We start from the raw sequence: 19002 nt of genomic DNA, 5'->3' as shown, positions 1-19002 counted from the left end.
CATTCGAGGCGGACAAGGAGGGCGACTGTGCGTGTCGCTCCCCTCAATCGGGCGCAGTGAACACCGTCAACACTCCCGTATACCCATACAGATGGTGCCGCGCGATCTCGCCCGCGGCGAAGAAGCCCACCAGCGGCACATCGCCCAGCGCGTGGCGCACGATCTGCAGCTCCGCCCCCGGCGCGCCGAAGTGCGGGCCGCCGCGGCCGGAGCAGCTCACGTAGACGGCCCCGGCGATGCGGCGCGCCGGATGCGGCGCGGCTTCGGCCTCGCCTGCCGCCACGGCGCGTGCGGTGGCGAGCGTCTGCTCCTCGGGTTCCAGTTCCTCGCGGATTTCCGCGCAGATGCGCATCAGGTCGGCGCGCGCGGCCTGGGCGTTGCGTCGGCAGAAGGTCAGGCGCATGCCGGCCTCCGCGGTGTCGGCGATGGCGATGCCGCGCCGCGTGGGGTCGAGTCCGATGATGTGGCGCACCAGAACGTCGGCGCCCAGGTCGCCAGTGCGGCGGATGCCGTCGCTTCCGGCGTCGGCCAGGCCGACCAGCGTGTTGCGCACCGCGTCGATGGCCTCCTGCGGGCGTTCGAGCGACACCTGCAGGTCGGCCAGCAGCACGTCGAGGGCGGGCTCGCCGTCGAGCTTCAGAAGCAGGTTGCCGTCGGCCTCGGTGATCTCGCGTTCGCGCACCGCGCCCGAGCGCAGCGGCTGGCAGCCCTGGGTGACGCGCGACACCAGCCGCACGCCTTCGCCGAAGACCACGCCCGAGAGCCCGCCCGAGAACACGCCGCCCGCGGCGCCATGGCCGCGGATGTTGCCGTTGCCGCCGACCGCGAACTGCAGCGCGCCGCCGCGTCCCGAGGAGAGTCCGCCGAACAGGTAGCCGGTGTCGGTGCGCCCGGCCATCTCGCCGATCAGCTCGGCGAGGTCGGGCGTGGCGGGGTCGGCGTGCACCAGCGCCGTGTGCGCCTCGAAGCCGCTCATTTCCGAGTTGCCCAGCGGCGCGACGCCGGAGAACACGCGGTACTGGTCGCTCGGCAGGGCGCAGAGCATCAGGGTCATGCCGGGTTCGTCGAAGTACTCGGCGTTGTTGGCCGACACGCCGATGCCGACCGTGCCGGACCAGTCGGTCACCTCGGGCAGTTCGGCGCTCAGGTGGTCGAGGATGTCCTGCGCGTCGTTCGCGTAGTGGTCGGTGATGTAGAGCAGCCCGAGCGTGGGCGCGGAGGCGTAGTCGGGCAGCGCCATCTGCGCCCGCAGCTGGGCGAGCACGAGGCCCGCCGCCATTCGCCATTGCGGATGGGTGGCATGGCCAGAGGGAAACAATTTCATGATGCGTGCCAACCCGTTCTGAAATAGATGGATGTGTGCAGGACGTCAGCGTCGCGCGGAGGTTCGCTTGCGCGCGGCGGTCGACGCCTTCTTCTTCGCGGCCGGTGCCACAGCCTTCTTTGCTGCAGGGGCGGGCTTGCGGGCCGCCGCCGGCTTGCTGCCGATGACCGAGCCGACCGCATCGGCCAGCGGCTGGGCCATGGCCGGCACCTTCAGCTGGGCCGCATCCTGCAGCGCCGTGCTGGCGATCTGCTGGAACTGTTCGGTGAGCGAGCCCCACCACTGCATCGGGTCGACCACGCCAGCGCCCTCGGCGGCCGCGGCTTTCGCCCTGGAGGCGGCCGGCTTGCGGCTGGCCTTCTTGGGCGGGGGAGCCGCTTCTTCGACTTCCTCCTCGGGCGCCTCCTCGTCCTCGATGTCCTCGATGTCCTCGGGTTCGGGCTCCGGCGCGGCCTTGGCGGGAGCGGGTGTTACGACAGCCGCCGCCGCGGTCGCCTGCCGGGTGAAGGCGCTGGCGATGTCTTCCATGCGCACATTCATGCCGCGCAAGGTCGACAGCGTCATCTTCTGCACTTCCAGCGCCTGGATGGTGGCCTTCAGCGCGTGGCCGTTCTGCTCCAGCCAGTACTGCACCGTCTTGAGCTCCTGGATGCGCTTGTCGACCTCCTCCACGCTCAGCGTGGGCGCCACCCAGCTCGCCAAGCTCGGGATGCCCGGCACCGAACCGCTGCCCGAGGCCGCGCCGCCGGCGAGGTTTTTCAGGAAATCGAATCCGGGAACGAACTGGCTGAAGTCGAAGGGCTTGCTGGCGTTGCTCATGCGGGAGGTCTCCTGGGGTGCCGGGTATGGGTTTTCTTGTGTTGCCAGCTTACTCCAAGCCCCCGGGCTTTTAGCGTCCGTCAGAGCTCGCTTCTCACCTTGCTGAAGACTTTCCAGAAGGCCGCGTCCTGCGAGGTCGCGAAGTTGATCCGCATCATGGTGCTGGGCGGCCGGCGCGCGTGGAAGAGCGAGCCCGGCGCCAGCAGGTAGCCCTGGTCGAGCATGCGCTGCGTGAGCGCGTCGGTGTCCACGCCGGTGTCGACCCAGCCGAAGAGCCCCGCGGGCTCCGAGGCGAAGGTGCAGCCGTGCGCCATGGCCAGCTTCACCGCCCTCCCCCGCGCCCCGTCGAGCCGGATGCGCACGCGCTCGGAGTGCCGGCGCAGCTGCCCCTGGTCGATGCACCACGACAAGGCCCGCTCGAAGAGCGTCGGCGAGGTCAGCGTGGCCAGCAGCTTGGTCTCGAGCAGCCGCTCCTTCAGCTCGGGCGGCGCGGCCAGGAAGCCGATGCGCCAGTTGGGCGCCAGGATCTTCGCGAAGCCGCTGACGTAGATGGTGCGCTGCAGCCCGTCGAGCGCGCTCAGCCGCGTGGCGTGCTCGGGCGCGAGATGGCTGTAGGTGTCGTCCTCGACGATGTGGAAGCCGTGCTCGTTGGCCAGCTTGAGCACGCGGTGCGCGCTGCCCGGCGTGAGGCTGTAGCCGGTGGGGTTGTGCAGCACGCTCACGCTGACGAAGAGCTTGGGGCTGTGCAGCTTGCAGTACTGCGCCATCACTTCCAGGTCGGGCCCGTCGGCGCGGCGCGGCACCGGCAGGATGCGCATGCCCAGCGCCTCCAGCCGCGCGAACTCCAGCGCCCAGCCGGGCTCCTCGACCATCACCGGATCGCCCGGGCGCAGCAGGGTGCGGCTCACGATGTCCAGCGCGTGGGTGGCGCCGACGGTGGTCACGATCTGGTCGGGCGAGGCCGGCACGTTGATGCCCACCAGCTTCTGCGAGAGGCTGCGCCGCAGGCTCATGTCGCCGGCGGGCTCGCCGTACTGGAGCGACAGCTCCTGCAGCGCGGCTGTATTGGTCATGCGCCGCACGGCCGTGGGCATGAAGGTGGAGGCCATCCAGTCGGGCGGAAACACGCCCATGCCCGGCTGCAGCTTGTCGCTCGGGCGGTGGAACATGCTGCGGATCAGCGAGCTGGCGTCCGCCGGCACGCGCGAGGCCATCATCTGCACTGCGATTGCGGCGGGCACGCCCATCGCGCCGTTGGGGTCGGTGCCGTTCGCCGAGCGCGCGTCCTGCGCCGGGGCGGAGTCGCGAACGTAGAAGCCGCGCTGGCGCCGGGCCTCGACCAGCCCCTGCGCCAGCAGCTGGTCGTAGGCCGCGACCACGGTGTAGGGGCTCACGCCCTGCTGCCGCGCGCATTCGCGCACCGAGGGCAGCCGCGCGCCCGGCGGCAGCAGCCGCGTGCGGATGCGCTCGGCCAGGCGGTCGGCGAGCTGCCCCGTCAGCGACTGTGTGGAGGTGCGTGTGAGCATGCGTCGTCCGGGCTGTGCCGGTTTCCCTGGCTTCTGTGTCGAAGGGGTGACCAATACAGATTGCCTTATTGTTCGATCATCTGTACTGGAACTGTAATGGTCGCAAGTTTAGAGTGTGTGTCATGAACTGGCAAGAATTCACCGCGCTGCTGGTGCTGGCCACGGCGATGAGCTTCTCGCCCGGTCCCAACACCACGCTTTCCACCGCCCTGGCGGCCAATGGCGGCCTGTCGCGCGCCATGCGCTTCGTGGTCGCAGTGCCGGTCGGCTGGACCCTGCTGCTGGCGCTGTGCGCCGCCGGCATCGGCGCGCTGGTGGTGGCAATGCCCTCGCTGCGGCTGGCCATCAAGGCGCTGGGCATCGGCTACCTGCTGTGGCTGGCTTGGAAGCTCAGCGGCAGCGCCACGCTCGGCAAGGCCGATGGCAAGAGCCTCTCGGTGGGCTTCGGCCAGGGCGTGATGCTGCAGTTCGTGAACATCAAGGCCTGGCTGCTGGCGCTCACGCTGGTGGCCGGCTGGATCGCCGGGCAGCCCGACGCGCTGCACCGCTTCGCGATCGTGGCGCCGGTGATGCTGGCCTATGCCTTCGTCAGCAACTTCGCGTATGCGCTGGTCGGCGCCATGCTACGCGACTGGCTGGCCAAGGGCTCGCGCCTGCTGTGGTTCAACCGTGCAATGGGCCTGGTACTGGTGCTCACCGCCTGGTGGATGGTGGGCGTATGAGGAGCATCAAGGACGAGACGCTCGGCATGTGGCTGGGCGTGCTGGGCGTTGCGATGTTCGCCGTCACGCTGCCGATGACGCGCCTGGCCACCGGCCCGCAGGAGGCGCCGCAGCTCTCGCCGTGGTTCGTCACCCTCGGGCGCGCGGCGCTGGCGGGCGTGCTGTCGGCCGTCTTCCTGCTGGTGACGCGCTCGCCGCGCCCGGCCCCGCACCAGTGGAAGCCGCTGGGCATGGCGGTGCTGGGCAACGCCATCGGGTTCCCGCTGCTGCTAGCTTATGCGCTGCGCGTGGTCACGGCCAGCCATGCGGCGGTGGTGACGGCGCTGCTGCCGCTGGTCACGGCCGCCGTCGCGGCCTGGGTGCTGCATCAACGCGCTCGGCTGGGCTTCTGGCTCTGCGCCATCGCGGGCAGCCTGCTGGTGGTGGTGTTCTCGGTGCTTCGCGCCAGCCAGAGCGGACACGGCTTCGGCTTCGAATGGGCCGACCTGCTGCTGGTGGGCGCGGTCATCGCGGCCTCGCTGGGCTACATCTACGGCGCGCAGGTCACGCCCTCGCTGGGCGCCGAGCGCGTGATCTGCTGGGTGTGCGTGATGGCGCTGCCCCTCACCCTGCCGGCCACGCTGATGCTGTGGCCCACGCAGCCGGTCGCCACCGCCTCCTGGCTGGGCTTCGTCTACGTCGGCACTTTCTCGATGTGGATCGGCTTCTTCGCCTGGTACCGCGGCCTGGCCCTTGGCGGCGCGCTGCGCGTGAGCCAGACGCAGCTGCTGCAGCCCTTCCTGTCGATCCTCGCGTCGATCCCGATCCTGGGCGAGCCGCTGGACGTGGTCACGCTGGCCTTCGCGGTCGCCGTGGTGGCCACGGTGGTCATCGGCAAGCGGCTGTCGCAGCCGGCGGCGCCTGCCCCGGCGCCCACACGCGGCCTGGACGACAAGCGGGCCCATGTCGTGTACCGTGACTGATCCGCGCCGTTGCGCCCTCCCGAACATCCGAATCTCACCTCACCGCCTGAAAGAAGAAAGCCATGAACTGGAAACTCGCCGCCCGCGCCGCCAAGATGAATCCCTCGGTGCTGCGTGAAATCCTCAAGGTCACCGAGCGCCCCGGCATCATCAGCCTGGCCGGCGGCCTGCCCTCGCCCAAGACCTTCCCGATCCAGGCCTTTGCCGACGCCTGCGCCGAGGTGCTGCACAACGACGGCCAGGCCGCGCTGCAGTACGCCGCGAGCGAAGGCTACGCGCCGCTGCGCCAGGCGGTGGCCGACATGCTGCCGTGGGACGTCGATGCCTCGCAGGTGCTCATCACCACCGGCTCGCAGCAGGGCCTGGACCTCGTGGCCAAGGTGCTGATCGATCCGGGCAGCAAGGTGCTGGTGGAAACGCCCACCTACCTCGGCGCGCTGCAGGCCTTCGGCCCGATGGAGCCGCACCCCGTGGGCGTGGCCAGCGACGACGACGGCGTGATCGTCGACGACCTCGTGGCCAAGGCCAAGGACGCGCGCTTCATCTACCTGCTGCCCAACTTCCAGAACCCCACCGGCCGCACCATGACCGAGGAGCGCCGCGCCGCCGTGTCGGCAGCCGCTGCCGCCGCCGGCCTGCCCATCGTGGAGGACAACCCCTACGGCGAACTCTGGTTCGACGAAGCCCCGCCGCTGCCGCTGGCCGCGCGCAACCCCGAGGGCGTGATCTACCTGGGCTCGTTCTCGAAGGTGCTGGCACCCGGCCTTCGACTGGGCTTCCTGGTGGCGCCCAAGTCCATCTACCCGAAGCTGCTGCAGGCCAAGCAGGCCGTCGACCTGCACACACCCATCTTCACGCAGCGCATGGTCTCGGCGGTGATGAAGGACAGGTTCCTCGACACCCACGTGCCCACCATCCGCGCCCTCTACAAGCGCCAGCGCGACGCGATGATGGCCGCCCTCAAGCGCGAGATGGCCGGCCTGGACGTGAAGTTCAACGCGCCCAAGGGCGGCATGTTCCTGTGGGCGCGCCTGCCCGAGGGCGTGGACACCGTGAAGCTGCTGCCCAAGGCGGTGGAGCGCAACGTGGCCTTCGTGCCCGGCGCGCCCTTCTACGCCGGCGAAGGCGATCCGCGCACGCTGCGCCTGTCGTTCGTGACGGCCAGCGTGGAGGAGATCGACACCGCCATCGCCGCGCTCGCGCAGACGCTGCGCGAGGAACTGGTGCTGCTGGGCGACAGGAAGCTGGCCGCCACGCCGGCCTGAGGCCGGCCGCGCCAGCACCCGAGCCCGAAGGAGCCCGCGTTGATCGGCCTCGCGACACTTTCGCTCTTCATGCTCGCGGTGCTGGCGCTGTTCCTGTCGCCGGGCCCGAACATGGCCTTCGTGCTTTCGCACGGCGTGGCCCACGGCCCACGCGGCGGCTTCGCCGCGGCGCTGGGCATCTCGGCGGCCGACCTGGTGCACACGCTCTCGGCGGCCACCGGCGTCACCGCGCTGGTGGCGGCATGGCCGCCTTCGTTCGACCTGCTGCGCTACGCGGGCGCGCTCTACCTGGTGTGGCTCGCGGTGCAGGCGCTGCGCAACGGCGGCATCGGGCTTCGCATGGGCGCCCGGGCCAGGCCCGCCGGCTTCGGCCGCATCGTGCGCATGGCGCTGCTGAACAACCTCGTCAATCCGAAGGCGCTGCTGTTCTTCATGGTGTTCCTGCCGCAGTTCGTCGACCCGGCGCGCGGCAGCGTGACGCTGCAGCTGCTGCAGCTCGGCGTGCTGCTGTCGGCGGCCGCGCTGGCCTTCAACACGCTGCTGGGCGCGTGCAGCGGCCAGATCGGACGCTGGCTGCAAAAGCGCCCCGGCGCGGCGCGCATCCAGAACAGCCTGCTGGCGGCCGTGATGCTGGGGCTGGCGGTGCGGCTGCTTTTTCTCGATCGTCCTTCGCCGCGCTGACCGGCGGGCAAAGAAACGACAACCAGGAAAGAAAAGACATGCTCAACATCTGGGGCCGCATCAGCTCGATCAATGTCCGCAAGGTGGTGTGGTGCGCGCAGGAGCTCGGGCTCGACTTCCAGCGCACCGAGGCCGGCGGCAGGTTCGGCGTGGTGCAGACGCCCGAGTACCTCGCGCTCAATCCGAACGCGATGGTGCCCACCATCGACGACGGCGAGGGCGCCGAGCGCGTGACGCTGTGGGAATCGAACGTGATCGTGCGCTACCTCTGCGCGAAGCACTCGCACGGCAACCTCTATCCGGCCGAGCTGCCCGCGCGCTTCGACGCCGAGCGCTGGATGGACTGGCAGCAGACCACGCTCAACCGCGCGAGCCGCGACGCCTTCGTCCAGTGGGTGCGCACGCCGCCCTCGGAGCGCCAGCCGGCGCTCATCGAGGCCTCGGTGAGCGCGAGCGAAGCGCTCTTCGCGATGCTCGACGTGCATCTCGCTGGCCAGCGCTACATGGCCGGCCAGCGCTTCACCATGGCCGACATCCCGGTGGGCTGCGAGGCGCACCGCTGGTTCGGCCTGCCCGGCGCCGAATACCGCCGGCCGAGCTGGCCGAACGTGGAGCGCTGGTACTCCGAACTGCTTTCCCGCCCGGGCACGCGCGGCGTGCTCGATTTATCCCTCGAATGAACCCGATGAAATCCCGCCCCTTCAAGCAAGTCGACGTCTTCACCGCCGCCGCCTACTACGGCAACCCGCTCGCGGTGGTGATCGACGGCCAGGACCTCGACGACACCGCCATGCAGCGCTTCGCGCAGTGGACGAACCTGTCCGAAACCACCTTCCTGCTGCCGCCCACCGACCCGGCGGCCGATTACCGCGTGCGCATCTTCACTCCCGGCGGTGAGCTGCCCTTCGCCGGCCACCCGACCATCGGCAGCTGCCATGCGTGGCTGGAGGCCGGCGGCAAGCCCAAGGCGGCGGGCATGGTGGTGCAGCAGTGCGGCGCCGGCCTGGTGCCGCTGCGCCGCGATGGCAGCCGCCTGGCCTTCGCCGCGCCGCCGCTCAGGCGCAGCGCGCCCAGCCCCGCGCTGCTGGCCAAGGTGGCGGGCGCGCTGGGCCTGAAGGCGCAGCAGGTGGTGGCGGCGCAGGTGCTGGACAACGGCCCCGTCTGGTTCGGCCTGCTGGTCAACGACGCCGACGCGGTGCTGGCGCTGCAGCCCGACCACCGCGCGCTGAAGGAACTGGGCGTGAAGGCCGGCGTGGCGGGCGTGCCCGCGGCGCACGACACCTCGCTGCTCATCGGCCGCTCCAACCGCGAGGCGCGTGCCTTCGGCAACCGGCCCGCGGTTCCCAACGCGGACGGCGCGAAGATCGACCTCGAGGTGCGCGCCTTCGCCGAGCCCATCGGCGTGCAGGAAGACCCGGTCACCGGCAGCCTCAACGCGAGCCTGGCCGAATGGCTGATCGCCGACGGCCACATGCCCGAGCGCTACCTTGCCGCCCAAGGCCAGTGCCTGGGGCGCGCGGGCCGCGTCCACATCGAGCGCGACGCCGAAGGCCGGATCTGGGTCGGCGGCGACGCCGTGACCTGCGTGGACGGCAGCGTCTCGCTCTGAACGGGCCGCCCGCCATGCACGCGCAACTCGACCACCTGGTGATCGCCGCAGCCTCGCTCGCCGAGGGCGTGGCGTGGTGCGAGGCCACGCTCGGCGTCACGCCGGCGCCCGGCGGCTCGCATCCGCTGATGGGCACGCACAACCGGCTGCTGAACGTCTCGGGCGATGCCTTTCCGGCGGCATATGCGGAGATCATCGCGATCGAGCCCGGCAAGCATCCCTCGCGGCCCAGGACGCGCCGCTGGTTCGACATGGACGATGCCACGCTGCAGGCGAGCATCGCGCGGCATGGCCCGCGGCTGATCCACTTCGTCGCGCGCGTGCCCGACGCGCATGCGGCGACACGCGCGCTGGCGCGCGAGGAGCACGCGCACATCGACCGCGGCCAGCTTCTCGAAGCCTCGCGCGATACGCCCGCCGGCCGGCTCGAATGGCAGATCACCGTGCGCGACGACGGCCAGCGGCTGTTCTACGGCGCGCTGCCCACGCTGATCCAGTGGGGCGCCGTGCATCCCACCGACGCCATGCCGGCGTCGGGCCTCGTGCTGCGCTCGCTGCGCGCCACGCATCCGCGCGCCCCCGCGCTGGCCGCGGCGCTCGCGGCCATCGGCATGACGGGCATCGACATCGATGCCGGCGCGCCCAACCTGGTTGCCGTGCTCGACACGCCGCGCGGCAGCGTCACCCTCGAATCACAAGGACTCTGACATGCTGAGCTTCGCCGAGATCGCCCTCTTCGCTTTCGCCTCGCTGCTGCTGGCGCTCACGCCGGGGCCGAACATGATCTATTGCGTCTCGCGCACGCTGGTGCAGGGCCGGCGCGCGGGGCTCATCTCGCTGGGCGGCGTGCTGCTGGCCTTCCTGGTGCACCTGTTCGCGGCGGCGCTCGGGCTCACCGCGCTGCTGCTGGCGGTGCCGCTCGCGTTCGACGCGATCCGCATCGCCGGCGCGGCCTACCTGCTGTGGCTCGCATGGCAGGCGGTGAAGCCGGGCGGCACCGCGCCCTTCGAGGCACGCGCGCTGCCGGCCGATCCGCCGGGCAAGCTGTTTCGCATGGGCTTTCTCACGAACCTGCTGAACCCGAAGGTGGCGATGTTCTATCTCTCGTTCTTCCCGCAGTTCATCCACCCCGAGCGCGGCTCGGTGCTGCTGCAGAGCATGCAGCTGGGCATCGCGCAGATGACGGCCAGCGCGGCGGTCAACACCGTGATGATCGTCGGCGCCGCGGGCATCACCGCCGTGCTGTCGCAGAGCGCCGGCTGGCTGCGCGCGCAGCGCTACATCATGGGCAGCGTGCTCGCCGCGCTGGCCGTGCGCGTGGCGCTGACCGAACGCAAATAAGAAACAAGGAAAGAGCCAGGAGACCCGATGAGATTCACCCGAGAAGAGATCGAAGCCGCGCGGCGCACCGTGCGCGCGGCCATGCCGCCCACGCCGCAGTACGCCTGGCCGCTGCTGTCGCAGCGCCTGGGCGCCACCGTGTGGGCCAAGCACGAGAACCACACGCCGGCCGGCGCCTTCAAGATCCGCGGCGGCCTCACCTACTTCGAGACCCTGGCGCGCGAGCACCCGGGCGTGCGCCACGCCATCAGCGCCACGCGCGGCAACCACGGCCAGTCGGTCGGCTTCGCGGCGCGGCGCCACGGGCTGGGCGCGACCATCGTGGTGCCGCACGGCAACTCGACCGAGAAGAACGCCGCGATGCGCGCGCTGGGCGTCACGCTGGTGGAGCACGGCGACGACTTCCAGGCGGCCTCGGAGCATGCGGCCGCGCTGGCCGAGCGCGACGGCCTGCACCGCGTGCCCTCGTTCCACCGCGAGCTGGTGCGCGGCGTCTCGACGGCGTATGTCGAATTCTTCGAGGCGCTCTCGGCCGAGCCGCCCGACGTGCTGTTCGTGCCCATCGGCCTGGGCTCGGGCTTCGCGGCCGCTGCGGCGGCGCGTGCGCATTGCGGCGTGTCGACGAAGCTCATCGGCGTGGTGTCGGCGCATGCGACGGCCTACCGCGATTCCTTCCGCGCGGGCAAACCGGTCGAGTCGCCCGTGACCACGCGGCTGGCCGACGGCATGGCCTGCCGCACGCCGGTGCCCGAATCGGTGGAGGTGATACTGCGCGAGGCCGACGACGTGGTGACGGTCACCGACGACGAGATCGCGCAGGCGATGCGCATCCTCTTCAGCGACACGCACAACGTGGCCGAGGGTGCCGGCGCGGCCGCGCTGGCCGCCGCGCTCCAGCAGCAGGAACGCTGGCGCGGCAAGACGGTGGGCGTGTGCGTGAGCGGCGGCAATGTCGACTCCGGCATGTTCGCCGGGGTACTGGCCGCCTGATCGTCAATCAGGGAAGAGGGCCGGTGTTGGCCGTTTCCAGCGGCAGCCGCGATACCTCTTCCAGCAGCAGCGCGAGCTGACGAGCTGCCTCGTCGACCACCGCCTGCCCGTGCGCTGCCGTGGCGGCTGCCGCGTTGCCGGCGGCGCCGTGCGGGTTGTAGTCCTCGATGGCCCAGCCGAGCTTGGCGCTCCTGCCGTTGCCAAGGATCGCGTAGTCGGCGGCGCGCTGGCGCGAGGTGGAATCGAAATCCCGCGCCTCGCCCATGCGCACCAGCTGCGGTGAGAGCGCCAGCATCATCGAAGTCTCGATCTCGCCCGCGTGCACGCCGAAGCGGTGCTCCTGCGCGCTGAACTGCGCGCCCGCGTCGCCCAGCGGCAGGTTGAACCAGCTCACGCTGTAGACGATGAGCCCATGCTCGGCGCGCAGCTCGCGCGCCACGATGTCCATCGCGCCCACGTGGCCGCCGTGCGCGTTGAAGAGCACCAGCTTCTTCACCCCGGCACGCGCCACGCACGCGCCGATTTCCTTCCACATGCGGATCAGCGTTTCGGCCGACAGCGTGAGCGTGCCCGCGAAGCGCGCGTGCTCCGGGCTCAGGCCGATCTGCTGAGTCGGCAGGAAGAGCACCGGCAGCGCGGCCGGCAGCAGCGGCAGCGAGGCGGCGACGATGCCGTCGGCCAGCATGGTGTCCACGCCCAGCGGCAGGTGCGGTCCGTGCTGCTCGGTCGCGCCCAGCGGCAGCACCGCGACGGTGGCCGCCGCGCCGAGCGCGGCGAAGTCGCGCGTGGTGAGCTGCGACCAGAAGCGAGGGAGCGGCGGCAGCGGAGTCGCCGGGGAGGCCTGAGGTGCGTTCATCACGCGATCTTAGGCCGGGGCGGAGCCTGGCGCCCGTCGGTCGCTTGGGAGTCCGTCCGACAAAAGCGATAGCCGCGAACGCCCAAAACGCGAATCTGTTCACACATATAACCAATTCCTCGGTCTTTTGTTTGCCCCTGTTAACAATGATGTCTAAAGTGATTCCAGATCTGAATTCCTGATCGGGGCTGCCGGCCTGTCACATCGGCAACCCCGGTCCTTGCGGCGTCGTCATGGATGCCGGGGTTTCTTTTCCGGATTTCCAAGGGAGCAAGGTGTTCATCCAGAAAAAAACTGGAGGCACGGCCATGGTCATGCGCAGCCCCGCGCCGACCTGTTCGTTGCTTCGTCGATTCGCGCAGACCGCGCAGAGATTTCCCCCTTTGCCTCTGGCGTGCACGCTGGCCTTCGCTGCACCGGTGGCGCTTGCACAGCCGCATCCGGCACCTGCCTTGCCGGTCGCAGTCGGCCAGAGCGCGTCGCCCTACGACGCGCGCCAGCACGATGCGCTGATCGTCGCGCGCCGCGAAGGCCGCGTCACCGGCGCCGAGGCGCTGCGCCGGCTGAAGGCATGGCTCGCCTCGCCGATCGACGACGGCGAGGCCAGCCGGCGCGTGGCCTCCGACGCCATCGCGATCGCATCCGCCGATGGCCAGTACGCCGAGGCCGTGGCGCTGGGCCGACAGTTCGCGCCCTCGACGCTGGGCACCTATGCCCTGGGCCCGCTCGCGGTGGCCGCGCGGCGCGCCCATGACTCCGACCTGCGGGGCGAAGTCATCGGCGTCTGGCGCGCGCGGCAGCCCGCTGCACGCGAACCGCGCGTCCACGAAGCCTGGTGGCGCCTCGAAAGCGGCGACCTTGCCGCCGCACAGGCCCTGTACAGCGAACTGTCGCAGCCGGCCCCGACGCGGATCGAGGACCGCGTCGCGCTGCTCGAACTGCGCGGCGCCCTCGCGCGCGCCCGTAAAGACACGCTGCAGGCGCTCGGCGCCTACACCGAGGCCGGCGCGCTGCGGCCCGGGCGCGTGGACCTGCGCCGCGAGGCCGACTTCCTGCTCGCGGCCAGCGGCGCCGCGTCGAGCGCCCTCGAGAGCGCGGAGGCCGCGCAGCGCGCCGATCCCGGCAGCTTCTCGCCGCTGGCGCTCTCCACCCTGCAGCAGGAGGCGCTGGCGCAGCGGCTGCGCTGGGCGATACGCGCACGCGACCAGCGCCTTGGCATGGAGCGCGTCGCCGCGCTCGACCGCGTGCTGGCCGACCAGGAAGCCGCGCTCGCCCGCGTCGACGCCGCCGCCCTGCAGGCCGAGCCCGTGGACGCCGACGCATGGCGCACCGTGCGGGCGAGGCTGCAGTCCGACCGCCTGCTGGCGCTGGTCGAACGCGGCCGCCCGGCCGAGGCCATCGCGCTCTACGACACGCTGCGCGCCACCGACACGAACATCCCCGCCTATGGGCTGGCAGCCGTGGGCCGCGCGCTCGCGCAGGAGCGCCGCTCCATCGAGGCCGTGCCGGTCTACGAAGCGGCCCTCGCATGGCGCGGCGCCGACATGCCGATGCCCGACGAGACCTGGTTCGGGCTGGTCTACGCCTATCTGGACGTGGGTCGCTTCGCGGACGCCGATGCGCTGCTGCAGCGCATCGAGGCCGCCACGCCCGCGCATCTGCGGCTCGCGCCCGAGGCCGGCCGCCCGAACGGCGAGTACAGCGATGTCAGCGGGCTGCGCGGCCTGGTGCAGCTTTACTCCGACCGCCCGGCGCTCGCGCAGCAGAGCTTCTCGGTGCTGACGCGGGAAGCGCCGCTCAACGCCGGCTATGTGCACGGCGCGGCCCTCACCGAGCGGCTGCGCGAGCACCCCGAGGCTTCGCTGGCGCGCTACGAGGCGCTCGCGGCCGATTCGCCCTACGACACCGATGCGCGCATCGGCCATGTCGAGGCGTTGCTCGACGCGTCCGAGTTCGCCGAGGCCCGCCGCCGCGCCGAATCGCTCGCCGTGGACGTGCCCGACTCGGTGCAGGTGCGCGAGATGGAACGCAAGCGCCGCGCGCTGGTCGGCCCCAGGCTCGACGTGGACGCCGAAGCCTCCTCCGGCGGCGCGGCCATCGCCAACCATGAATGGCGCATCGACAGCCGCCTCAGCTCGGGCCTCATCGACGACCGCTGGCGCATGTTCTACGAGCAGACGCTGGGACGCGGCAGCACCGACATCGGCAACGCGAACTGGGCGCGCGGCGGCATCGGCATCGGCTGGGAGCAGGGCCGCTGGCTGGCCGAGGGCATCGTGCAGCACGCGAACACCGGCCCCTACCGCAACAGCGTGGCCGGCCGGCTCGACTACCGAGCGGGCGACGCGTGGCGGCTGTCGGCCACCTACGACGGCGACAGCCGGGAGCTGCCGTGGAAGGCACGCGCGGCCGGTATCGGCGCGCACGAGTTCGGCGCGAGCGTGGGCTACGTGGTCGACGAATCGCGCCGCTTCGACCTGAAGTGGCAGCGGCTGGACTTCAGCGACGGCAACCGGCGCGACGGGGTCGACATCGGCTGGCGCGAGCGCTGGATCAGCACGCCGGCCTTCCAGCTCGAGACCCGGCTCGGCGCCGACGCGAGCCGCGGCCGTGCCATCGACGCGCCCTACTTCAACCCGTCGAGCGACTCCAGCGTGCAGTTCAGCGTGCGCGCGCAGTGGCTCAACTGGAAGCGCGACGACCGGCAGTTCTTCCAGGTCGTCGAGCTCGGTGGAGGCAGCTACCGGCAGGCCGGCTTCGGCAGCGGCCCGACCTGGAGCCTGCGCTACGAGCACCGCTGGAACCTCGGGCCGAAGCTCACGCTGCGCTACGGGCTGCTGGTCGGCGGCCATCCCTACGACGGCGTGCGCGAGCGACAGCGCGGCGTCTTCCTGAACCTCTCGACTCCCCTGCCGTGATGAGAAGAACGACGACGAAGCCCCCTCCCCTCGCCTTCCTGCGCGCGGCGCTGCCCTGGCTGCTGGCGCTGCTGGCGGCCTGCTCGCTGCCGGCCGTCGCGCAGCCGCTGCCGCCCGCCGATCCCGACGACGGCCTGAGCTTCCGGGTGATCTCCTTCCACGACGTGCGCGCCAACGTGCGCGAGAGCTTCGAGGCATCGCCAGACGAGACCGCGGTGGACGAGCGCACCTTCGCCGGCACCCTCGCCTGGCTGCAGTACAACGGCTACCACCCGGTGAGCCTGCAGCAGATCGTCGACGCGCGCGCGGGCGGCAAGCCGCTGCCGCCCAAGCCGGTGCTGCTGACCTTCGACGACGGCTACCGCAGCGCCTACACCAAGGTGTTTCCGCTGCTCAGGCGCTACAACTATCCGGCGGTGATGGCGCTGGTCACGAGCTGGCTCGAAGTGCCCGAAGGACAGCAGGTGCACTGGGGCGACAGGCCCGCACCGCGCGAGAACTTCCTGCTGTGGAGCGAAGCCGCCGAGATGGCGCGCTCGGGCCTGGTCGAATTCGCGAGCCACAGCGACGCGATGCACACCGGCATCCTCGCCAACCCGCAGGGCAACCTGCTGCCGGCCGCGGCCACGCACCGCTACGACCCGAAGACCGGCCGCTACGAGGACGACGATGCCTACGTGCAGCGCGTCGAGGCCGACCTGCGCCGCAGCCGCGAGATCATCGAGCGGCGCACCGGCGCGAAGGTGCGCTCGATGGTGTGGCCCTACGGCGCCTACAACACAGCGGCCGTCGAGGCCTCGAAGCGCGCGGGCATGCCCATCACCCTCACGCTCGACGACGGCCCCAACGCGCCGGAGGTGCCGCTTTCGCGCATCCGCCGCGCGCTGGCCGCCTACGACAACGAGGCGCCCGCCTTCGACCGCATGCTGCGCAGCCCCGTGGGCGGCGAGGTGCGGCCGGTCAACCGCGTGATGCACGTGGACCTCGACTACGTGTACGACCCCGATCCCGCCCAGCAGGAGCGCAACCTCTCGATGCTGATCGACCGCGTGGCCGCCGTGCGTCCGCGCGCGGTGTTCCTGCAGGCGTACGCCGACCCCGACGGCGACGGCGTGGCCGACGCGCTGTACTTTCCCAACCGCCACCTGCCGGTGCGCGCCGACCTGTTCGGGCGCGCGGCCTGGCAGCTGCGCAGCCGCGCCGGCGTGAAGGTCTACGCCTGGATGCCGGTCATGGCCTTCAGGCTGCCTGCGTCGAACCCGCTCGCCACGCACACGGTGACGGCGCAGGACGGCGCAACGCACGCCGACCGCTACCACCGCCTCACGCCCTTCGACCCCGCGGTGCGCGCGCTGGTCGGCGACATCTACGAGGACCTGGGCCGCCACGCCTTCTTCGAGGGGCTGCTGTTCCACGACGACGCGATGCTCTCCGACGACGAGGACGCGAGCCCCGCCGCGCTGGCCACGTATGCCGGATGGGGCCTGCCTGCCGACGTGGCCGCGATCCGCGCGAGCCCGGAGCTGATGGCGCGCTGGACCACGGCCAGGACGCGCTACCTGATCGATTTCACGCAGGAGCTCGCCGCGCGCACCGGCGCCTGGCGGCCCATGCTGGAGACCGCGCGCAACCTCTACGCCCGGCCGGTGCTCGAGCCCCAGGCCGAGCAGTGGTTCGCGCAGAACTACGAGGCCTCGCTCGCCGCCTACGACTACGTCGCGCTCATGGCCATGCCGCGCATGGAGCGAGAGGCCGATGCGCAGGGTTGGCTCGCGCGCCTGGCCAAACGCGCCGCCGACACGCCTCGCGGGCTCGACGGCACGGTCTTCGAACTGCAGGCGCGCGACTGGCGCACTGGCAAGCCCGTGCCCGATGCCGAACTCTCGCGCCAGTGGACGCTGCTGCAGCGCGCCGGCGTGCGCCACCTGGGCTACTACCCCGACGACTTCCTCAACGACCAGCCGGGGCTGGACACCGTGCGCCGCGCGATCTCGGTGCGCACCCTGCTGCCGCGCGCGCTGCGCACGCCGGCCCAGCCCGAAAGCCCGCCGCCTGCGGTTCAGGGAGGGCGCGCGCCATGAGCCCGACGACGCAATTCCTCGCGCAGACGCTGCCCTCGCTGCTGTTCGGCTTCGTCTTCTACTACCCGTTCTTCATGGCCTACGTCTGGATGGCGGGCGGCCTCTCGCATGCGATGGTGTTCGAGCGCAAGCGCGACGTGGACGTCAATCCGCTCGAGCTGCTGCCCTCGCGCCCGCTGGTCACGGTGGTGGTGCCCTGCTTCAACGAGGCGCCGCACCTGCGCGAGGTGATCGAGCAGCTGATGCGCACGCGCTACCCGTACTGCGAAGTCATCGCGGTGAACGACGGCAGCACCGACGGCACCGGCGAGCTGCTCGACGAGATGACCAAGGAATACGGCCGCCTGCGCGTGATCCACAACGCCAGCAACCAGGGCAAGGCCGTAGGCCTGAACACCGCCTGCCAGCTCGCGCGCGGAGAGTACATCCTGGGCATCGACGGCGACGCGCTGATCGACGAGGACGCCATTGCGTGGATGCTGCTGCCGATGCTGGCCTCCGAGCGCATCGGTGCCGTCACCGGCAACCCGCGCATCCGCACCCGTACCACGCTGCTGGGGCGCATGCAGGTGGGCGAGTTCTCCTCGATCATCGGCCTCATCAAGCGCTCGCAGCAGCTGGTGGGAACGCTCTTCACGGTGTCGGGCGTGATCGCCATGTTCCGGCGCCGCGCGGTGATCGACGTGGGCTTCTGGAGCCCCGACGTTCTCACCGAGGACATCGACATGAGCTGGAAGCTGCAGATCGCCGGCTGGCAGCTGCGCTTCGAGCCGCGCGCGCTGTGCTGGATCCTGATGCCCGAGACCTTGCGCGGTCTCTGGAAGCAGCGCCTGCGCTGGGCCATGGGCGGCATCCAGACCATGCTGCGCTGCAGCTCGCACATCCTGCGGCCGCGCCACTGGCGCATGTGGCCCGTCTACATCGAGTACATGACGAGCATCTTCTGGGCCTACGCCATGGCCCTGGTGCTGATCGTGAGCCTGGTGCGGCCCTTCCTGCCGTCCGACTCCTCCTGGCACTCGGCGCTGCTGCCGCACTGGCAGGGCACGCTGCTGGCGATGACCTGCATCCTGCAGATGCTGCTGAGCCTGTGGATCGACCGCCGTTACGACCGCGACCTGATGCGCTACTTCGCCGGAACGATCTGGTACCCGATCGCCTTCTGGACCATCACGATGGCCACCACCGTGATCGCCTTTCCCAAAGCCCTGATACGCCGCCGGGGCAAACGCGCGGTGTGGACCAGTCCCGATAGAGGAGTCTCCGATGTCCCATGAGTCCGTGTTCCCCTCCAGCTACCCGCCCGACATGCACGACGACGCGGCGCCGCCGAGCCGCCGCCGCTCGTGGGGGCAGCCTGCGGTGGAGGAGCCCATCATCGACGCCGCGCGCATCCCGCTGCGCGCCTTCGGCAGCAGCCGCTCGCCGCAGCGCGCGCTGGCCATGTACCTGTGGCTGCGCCTGCTGCGTCCCGCCATCACCATCGCGATCTGGTTCTGCGCCATCTGGTACGCGTGGCCCTACGTGCTGGGCGCGCGCTCGCAGCCCGAGGTGATGCACCTGCTGAGCCTGTACGGCCTGGTGATCTGCGGCATCCTGCTGTCGATGCTGGTGATCGCGCCATGGCGCCGCCGGCAGCATCGCCGCGAGCCGGCGCCGGTGAAGGAGAAATCCTCCCTCTCCGCCCTGGCCACCTACATCGAGGTGCCCCCCGCGCGCCTGTCGACCTGGCAGCGCACGCGCCAGTTGCTGGTGCACCACGACAACAACGGCCACCTGCGCGAAGCCATCGATACCACGCCGGCCGCCCTCGAACCCGAGCCACGTCCAGCAAGGAAGAAGCGCTGAGCGCGTGCAGGGGTTTCGCGGTGGTGATTGAATCGCCGCACCCATCCTGCAATCTCCCAC

The 19002-nt window shown here is 70.9% G+C and carries 17 protein-coding genes; 13 read left to right on the top strand and 4 right to left on the bottom strand.

What is annotated here, in order from left to right; translation table 11 throughout:
• Positions 1 to 43 precede the first annotated feature (43 nt).
• From ABL838_RS03960 to ABL838_RS03950, 3 genes are all read right to left on the bottom strand, one after another.
• Positions 44 to 1324 (bottom strand): FIST signal transduction protein, encoded by a 1281-nt coding sequence (locus ABL838_RS03960; protein ID WP_418119059.1) that lies wholly within the window; start codon positions 1322 to 1324, stop codon positions 44 to 46.
• A gap of 45 nt (positions 1325 to 1369) precedes the next feature.
• The gene (locus ABL838_RS03955; protein WP_418124258.1) at positions 1370 to 2143 is read right to left on the bottom strand and encodes a PhaM family polyhydroxyalkanoate granule multifunctional regulatory protein; all 774 of its coding nucleotides are present in this window, start codon (positions 2141 to 2143) and stop codon (positions 1370 to 1372) included.
• Between the two features lie 80 nt (positions 2144 to 2223).
• Positions 2224 to 3669, bottom strand: a complete 1446-nt coding sequence (locus ABL838_RS03950) for a PLP-dependent aminotransferase family protein (protein ID WP_418124256.1) — start codon at positions 3667 to 3669, stop codon at positions 2224 to 2226.
• Between the two features lie 122 nt (positions 3670 to 3791).
• Here ABL838_RS03950 and ABL838_RS03945 point away from each other — a divergent pair, with 122 nt between their 5' ends.
• From ABL838_RS03945 to ABL838_RS03905, 9 genes are all read left to right on the top strand, one after another.
• Positions 3792 to 4391, top strand: a complete 600-nt coding sequence (locus ABL838_RS03945; RefSeq protein WP_418124254.1) for a LysE family translocator — start codon at positions 3792 to 3794, stop codon at positions 4389 to 4391.
• Positions 4388 to 5353: a DMT family transporter gene (locus tag ABL838_RS03940; protein WP_418124252.1), complete on the top strand. Its 966-nt coding sequence runs from the start codon at positions 4388 to 4390 to the stop codon at positions 5351 to 5353. Before ABL838_RS03945 ends, ABL838_RS03940 begins: the two co-directional genes overlap by 4 nt.
• 62 nt (positions 5354 to 5415) lie before the next feature.
• Positions 5416 to 6618, top strand: coding sequence for a PLP-dependent aminotransferase family protein (locus tag ABL838_RS03935; protein ID WP_184634437.1), 1203 nt, complete (start codon positions 5416 to 5418; stop codon positions 6616 to 6618).
• 39 nt (positions 6619 to 6657) lie between these two features.
• Entirely contained in the window at positions 6658 to 7299 is a 642-nt protein-coding gene (locus ABL838_RS03930) for a LysE family translocator (protein ID WP_126021583.1), read from the top strand.
• 38 nt (positions 7300 to 7337) lie between these two features.
• Positions 7338 to 7979 carry a glutathione S-transferase family protein gene (locus ABL838_RS03925; protein ID WP_418124249.1) on the top strand — a complete coding sequence of 214 codons (642 nt, stop codon included), beginning with the start codon at positions 7338 to 7340 and terminating at the stop codon, positions 7977 to 7979.
• A gap of 5 nt (positions 7980 to 7984) precedes the next feature.
• Positions 7985 to 8908: a PhzF family phenazine biosynthesis protein gene (locus ABL838_RS03920; RefSeq protein WP_418124247.1), complete on the top strand. Its 924-nt coding sequence runs from the start codon at positions 7985 to 7987 to the stop codon at positions 8906 to 8908.
• A 14-nt stretch (positions 8909 to 8922) separates the two neighbouring features.
• On the top strand, positions 8923 to 9615 hold the full coding sequence (locus ABL838_RS03915) for a VOC family protein (RefSeq protein ID WP_418119051.1): 693 nt from the start codon (positions 8923 to 8925) through the stop codon (positions 9613 to 9615).
• A gap of 1 nt (position 9616) precedes the next feature.
• Positions 9617 to 10249 carry a LysE family translocator gene (locus ABL838_RS03910; RefSeq protein ID WP_418124245.1) on the top strand — a complete coding sequence of 211 codons (633 nt, stop codon included), beginning with the start codon at positions 9617 to 9619 and terminating at the stop codon, positions 10247 to 10249.
• A gap of 27 nt (positions 10250 to 10276) precedes the next feature.
• Positions 10277 to 11239: a threonine dehydratase gene (locus ABL838_RS03905; RefSeq protein WP_418124243.1), complete on the top strand. Its 963-nt coding sequence runs from the start codon at positions 10277 to 10279 to the stop codon at positions 11237 to 11239.
• Positions 11240 to 11246: 7 nt separating this feature from the next.
• On the opposite strand, the gene ABL838_RS03900 is transcribed toward ABL838_RS03905, so the two are convergent.
• Positions 11247 to 12095: a creatininase family protein gene (locus ABL838_RS03900; protein ID WP_369659733.1), complete on the bottom strand. Its 849-nt coding sequence runs from the start codon at positions 12093 to 12095 to the stop codon at positions 11247 to 11249.
• A gap of 452 nt (positions 12096 to 12547) precedes the next feature.
• Here ABL838_RS03900 and pgaA point away from each other — a divergent pair, with 452 nt between their 5' ends.
• Genes pgaA through pgaD form a run of 4 tightly spaced genes read left to right on the top strand, consistent with a single transcriptional unit; the run spans position 12548 to position 18942 of the window.
• Entirely contained in the window at positions 12548 to 15013 is a 2466-nt protein-coding gene (pgaA, locus tag ABL838_RS03895) for a poly-beta-1,6 N-acetyl-D-glucosamine export porin PgaA (RefSeq protein WP_418124240.1), read from the top strand.
• Positions 15013 to 17094: a poly-beta-1,6-N-acetyl-D-glucosamine N-deacetylase PgaB gene (pgaB, locus tag ABL838_RS03890; protein ID WP_418124238.1), complete on the top strand. Its 2082-nt coding sequence runs from the start codon at positions 15013 to 15015 to the stop codon at positions 17092 to 17094. Before pgaA ends, pgaB begins: the two co-directional genes overlap by 1 nt.
• The gene (gene pgaC / locus ABL838_RS03885; RefSeq protein ID WP_418124236.1) at positions 17091 to 18371 is read left to right on the top strand and encodes a poly-beta-1,6-N-acetyl-D-glucosamine synthase; all 1281 of its coding nucleotides are present in this window, start codon (positions 17091 to 17093) and stop codon (positions 18369 to 18371) included. Before pgaB ends, pgaC begins: the two co-directional genes overlap by 4 nt.
• Complete coding sequence (gene pgaD / locus ABL838_RS03880) at positions 18361 to 18942, top strand: poly-beta-1,6-N-acetyl-D-glucosamine biosynthesis protein PgaD (protein ID WP_418124234.1); 582 nt, start codon at positions 18361 to 18363, stop codon at positions 18940 to 18942. The genes pgaC and pgaD overlap by 11 nt, the downstream gene beginning before the upstream one ends.
• The last annotated feature ends 60 nt before the right edge of the window (positions 18943 to 19002 follow it).

This window comes from Variovorax sp. 160MFSha2.1, from assembly GCF_048305075.1.
Lineage (GTDB): Bacteria > Pseudomonadota > Gammaproteobacteria > Burkholderiales > Burkholderiaceae_C > Variovorax > Variovorax guangxiensis.
The sequence above is the reverse complement of the archived record's forward strand: the minus strand, read 5'-3'. Positions and strand labels throughout refer to the sequence as shown.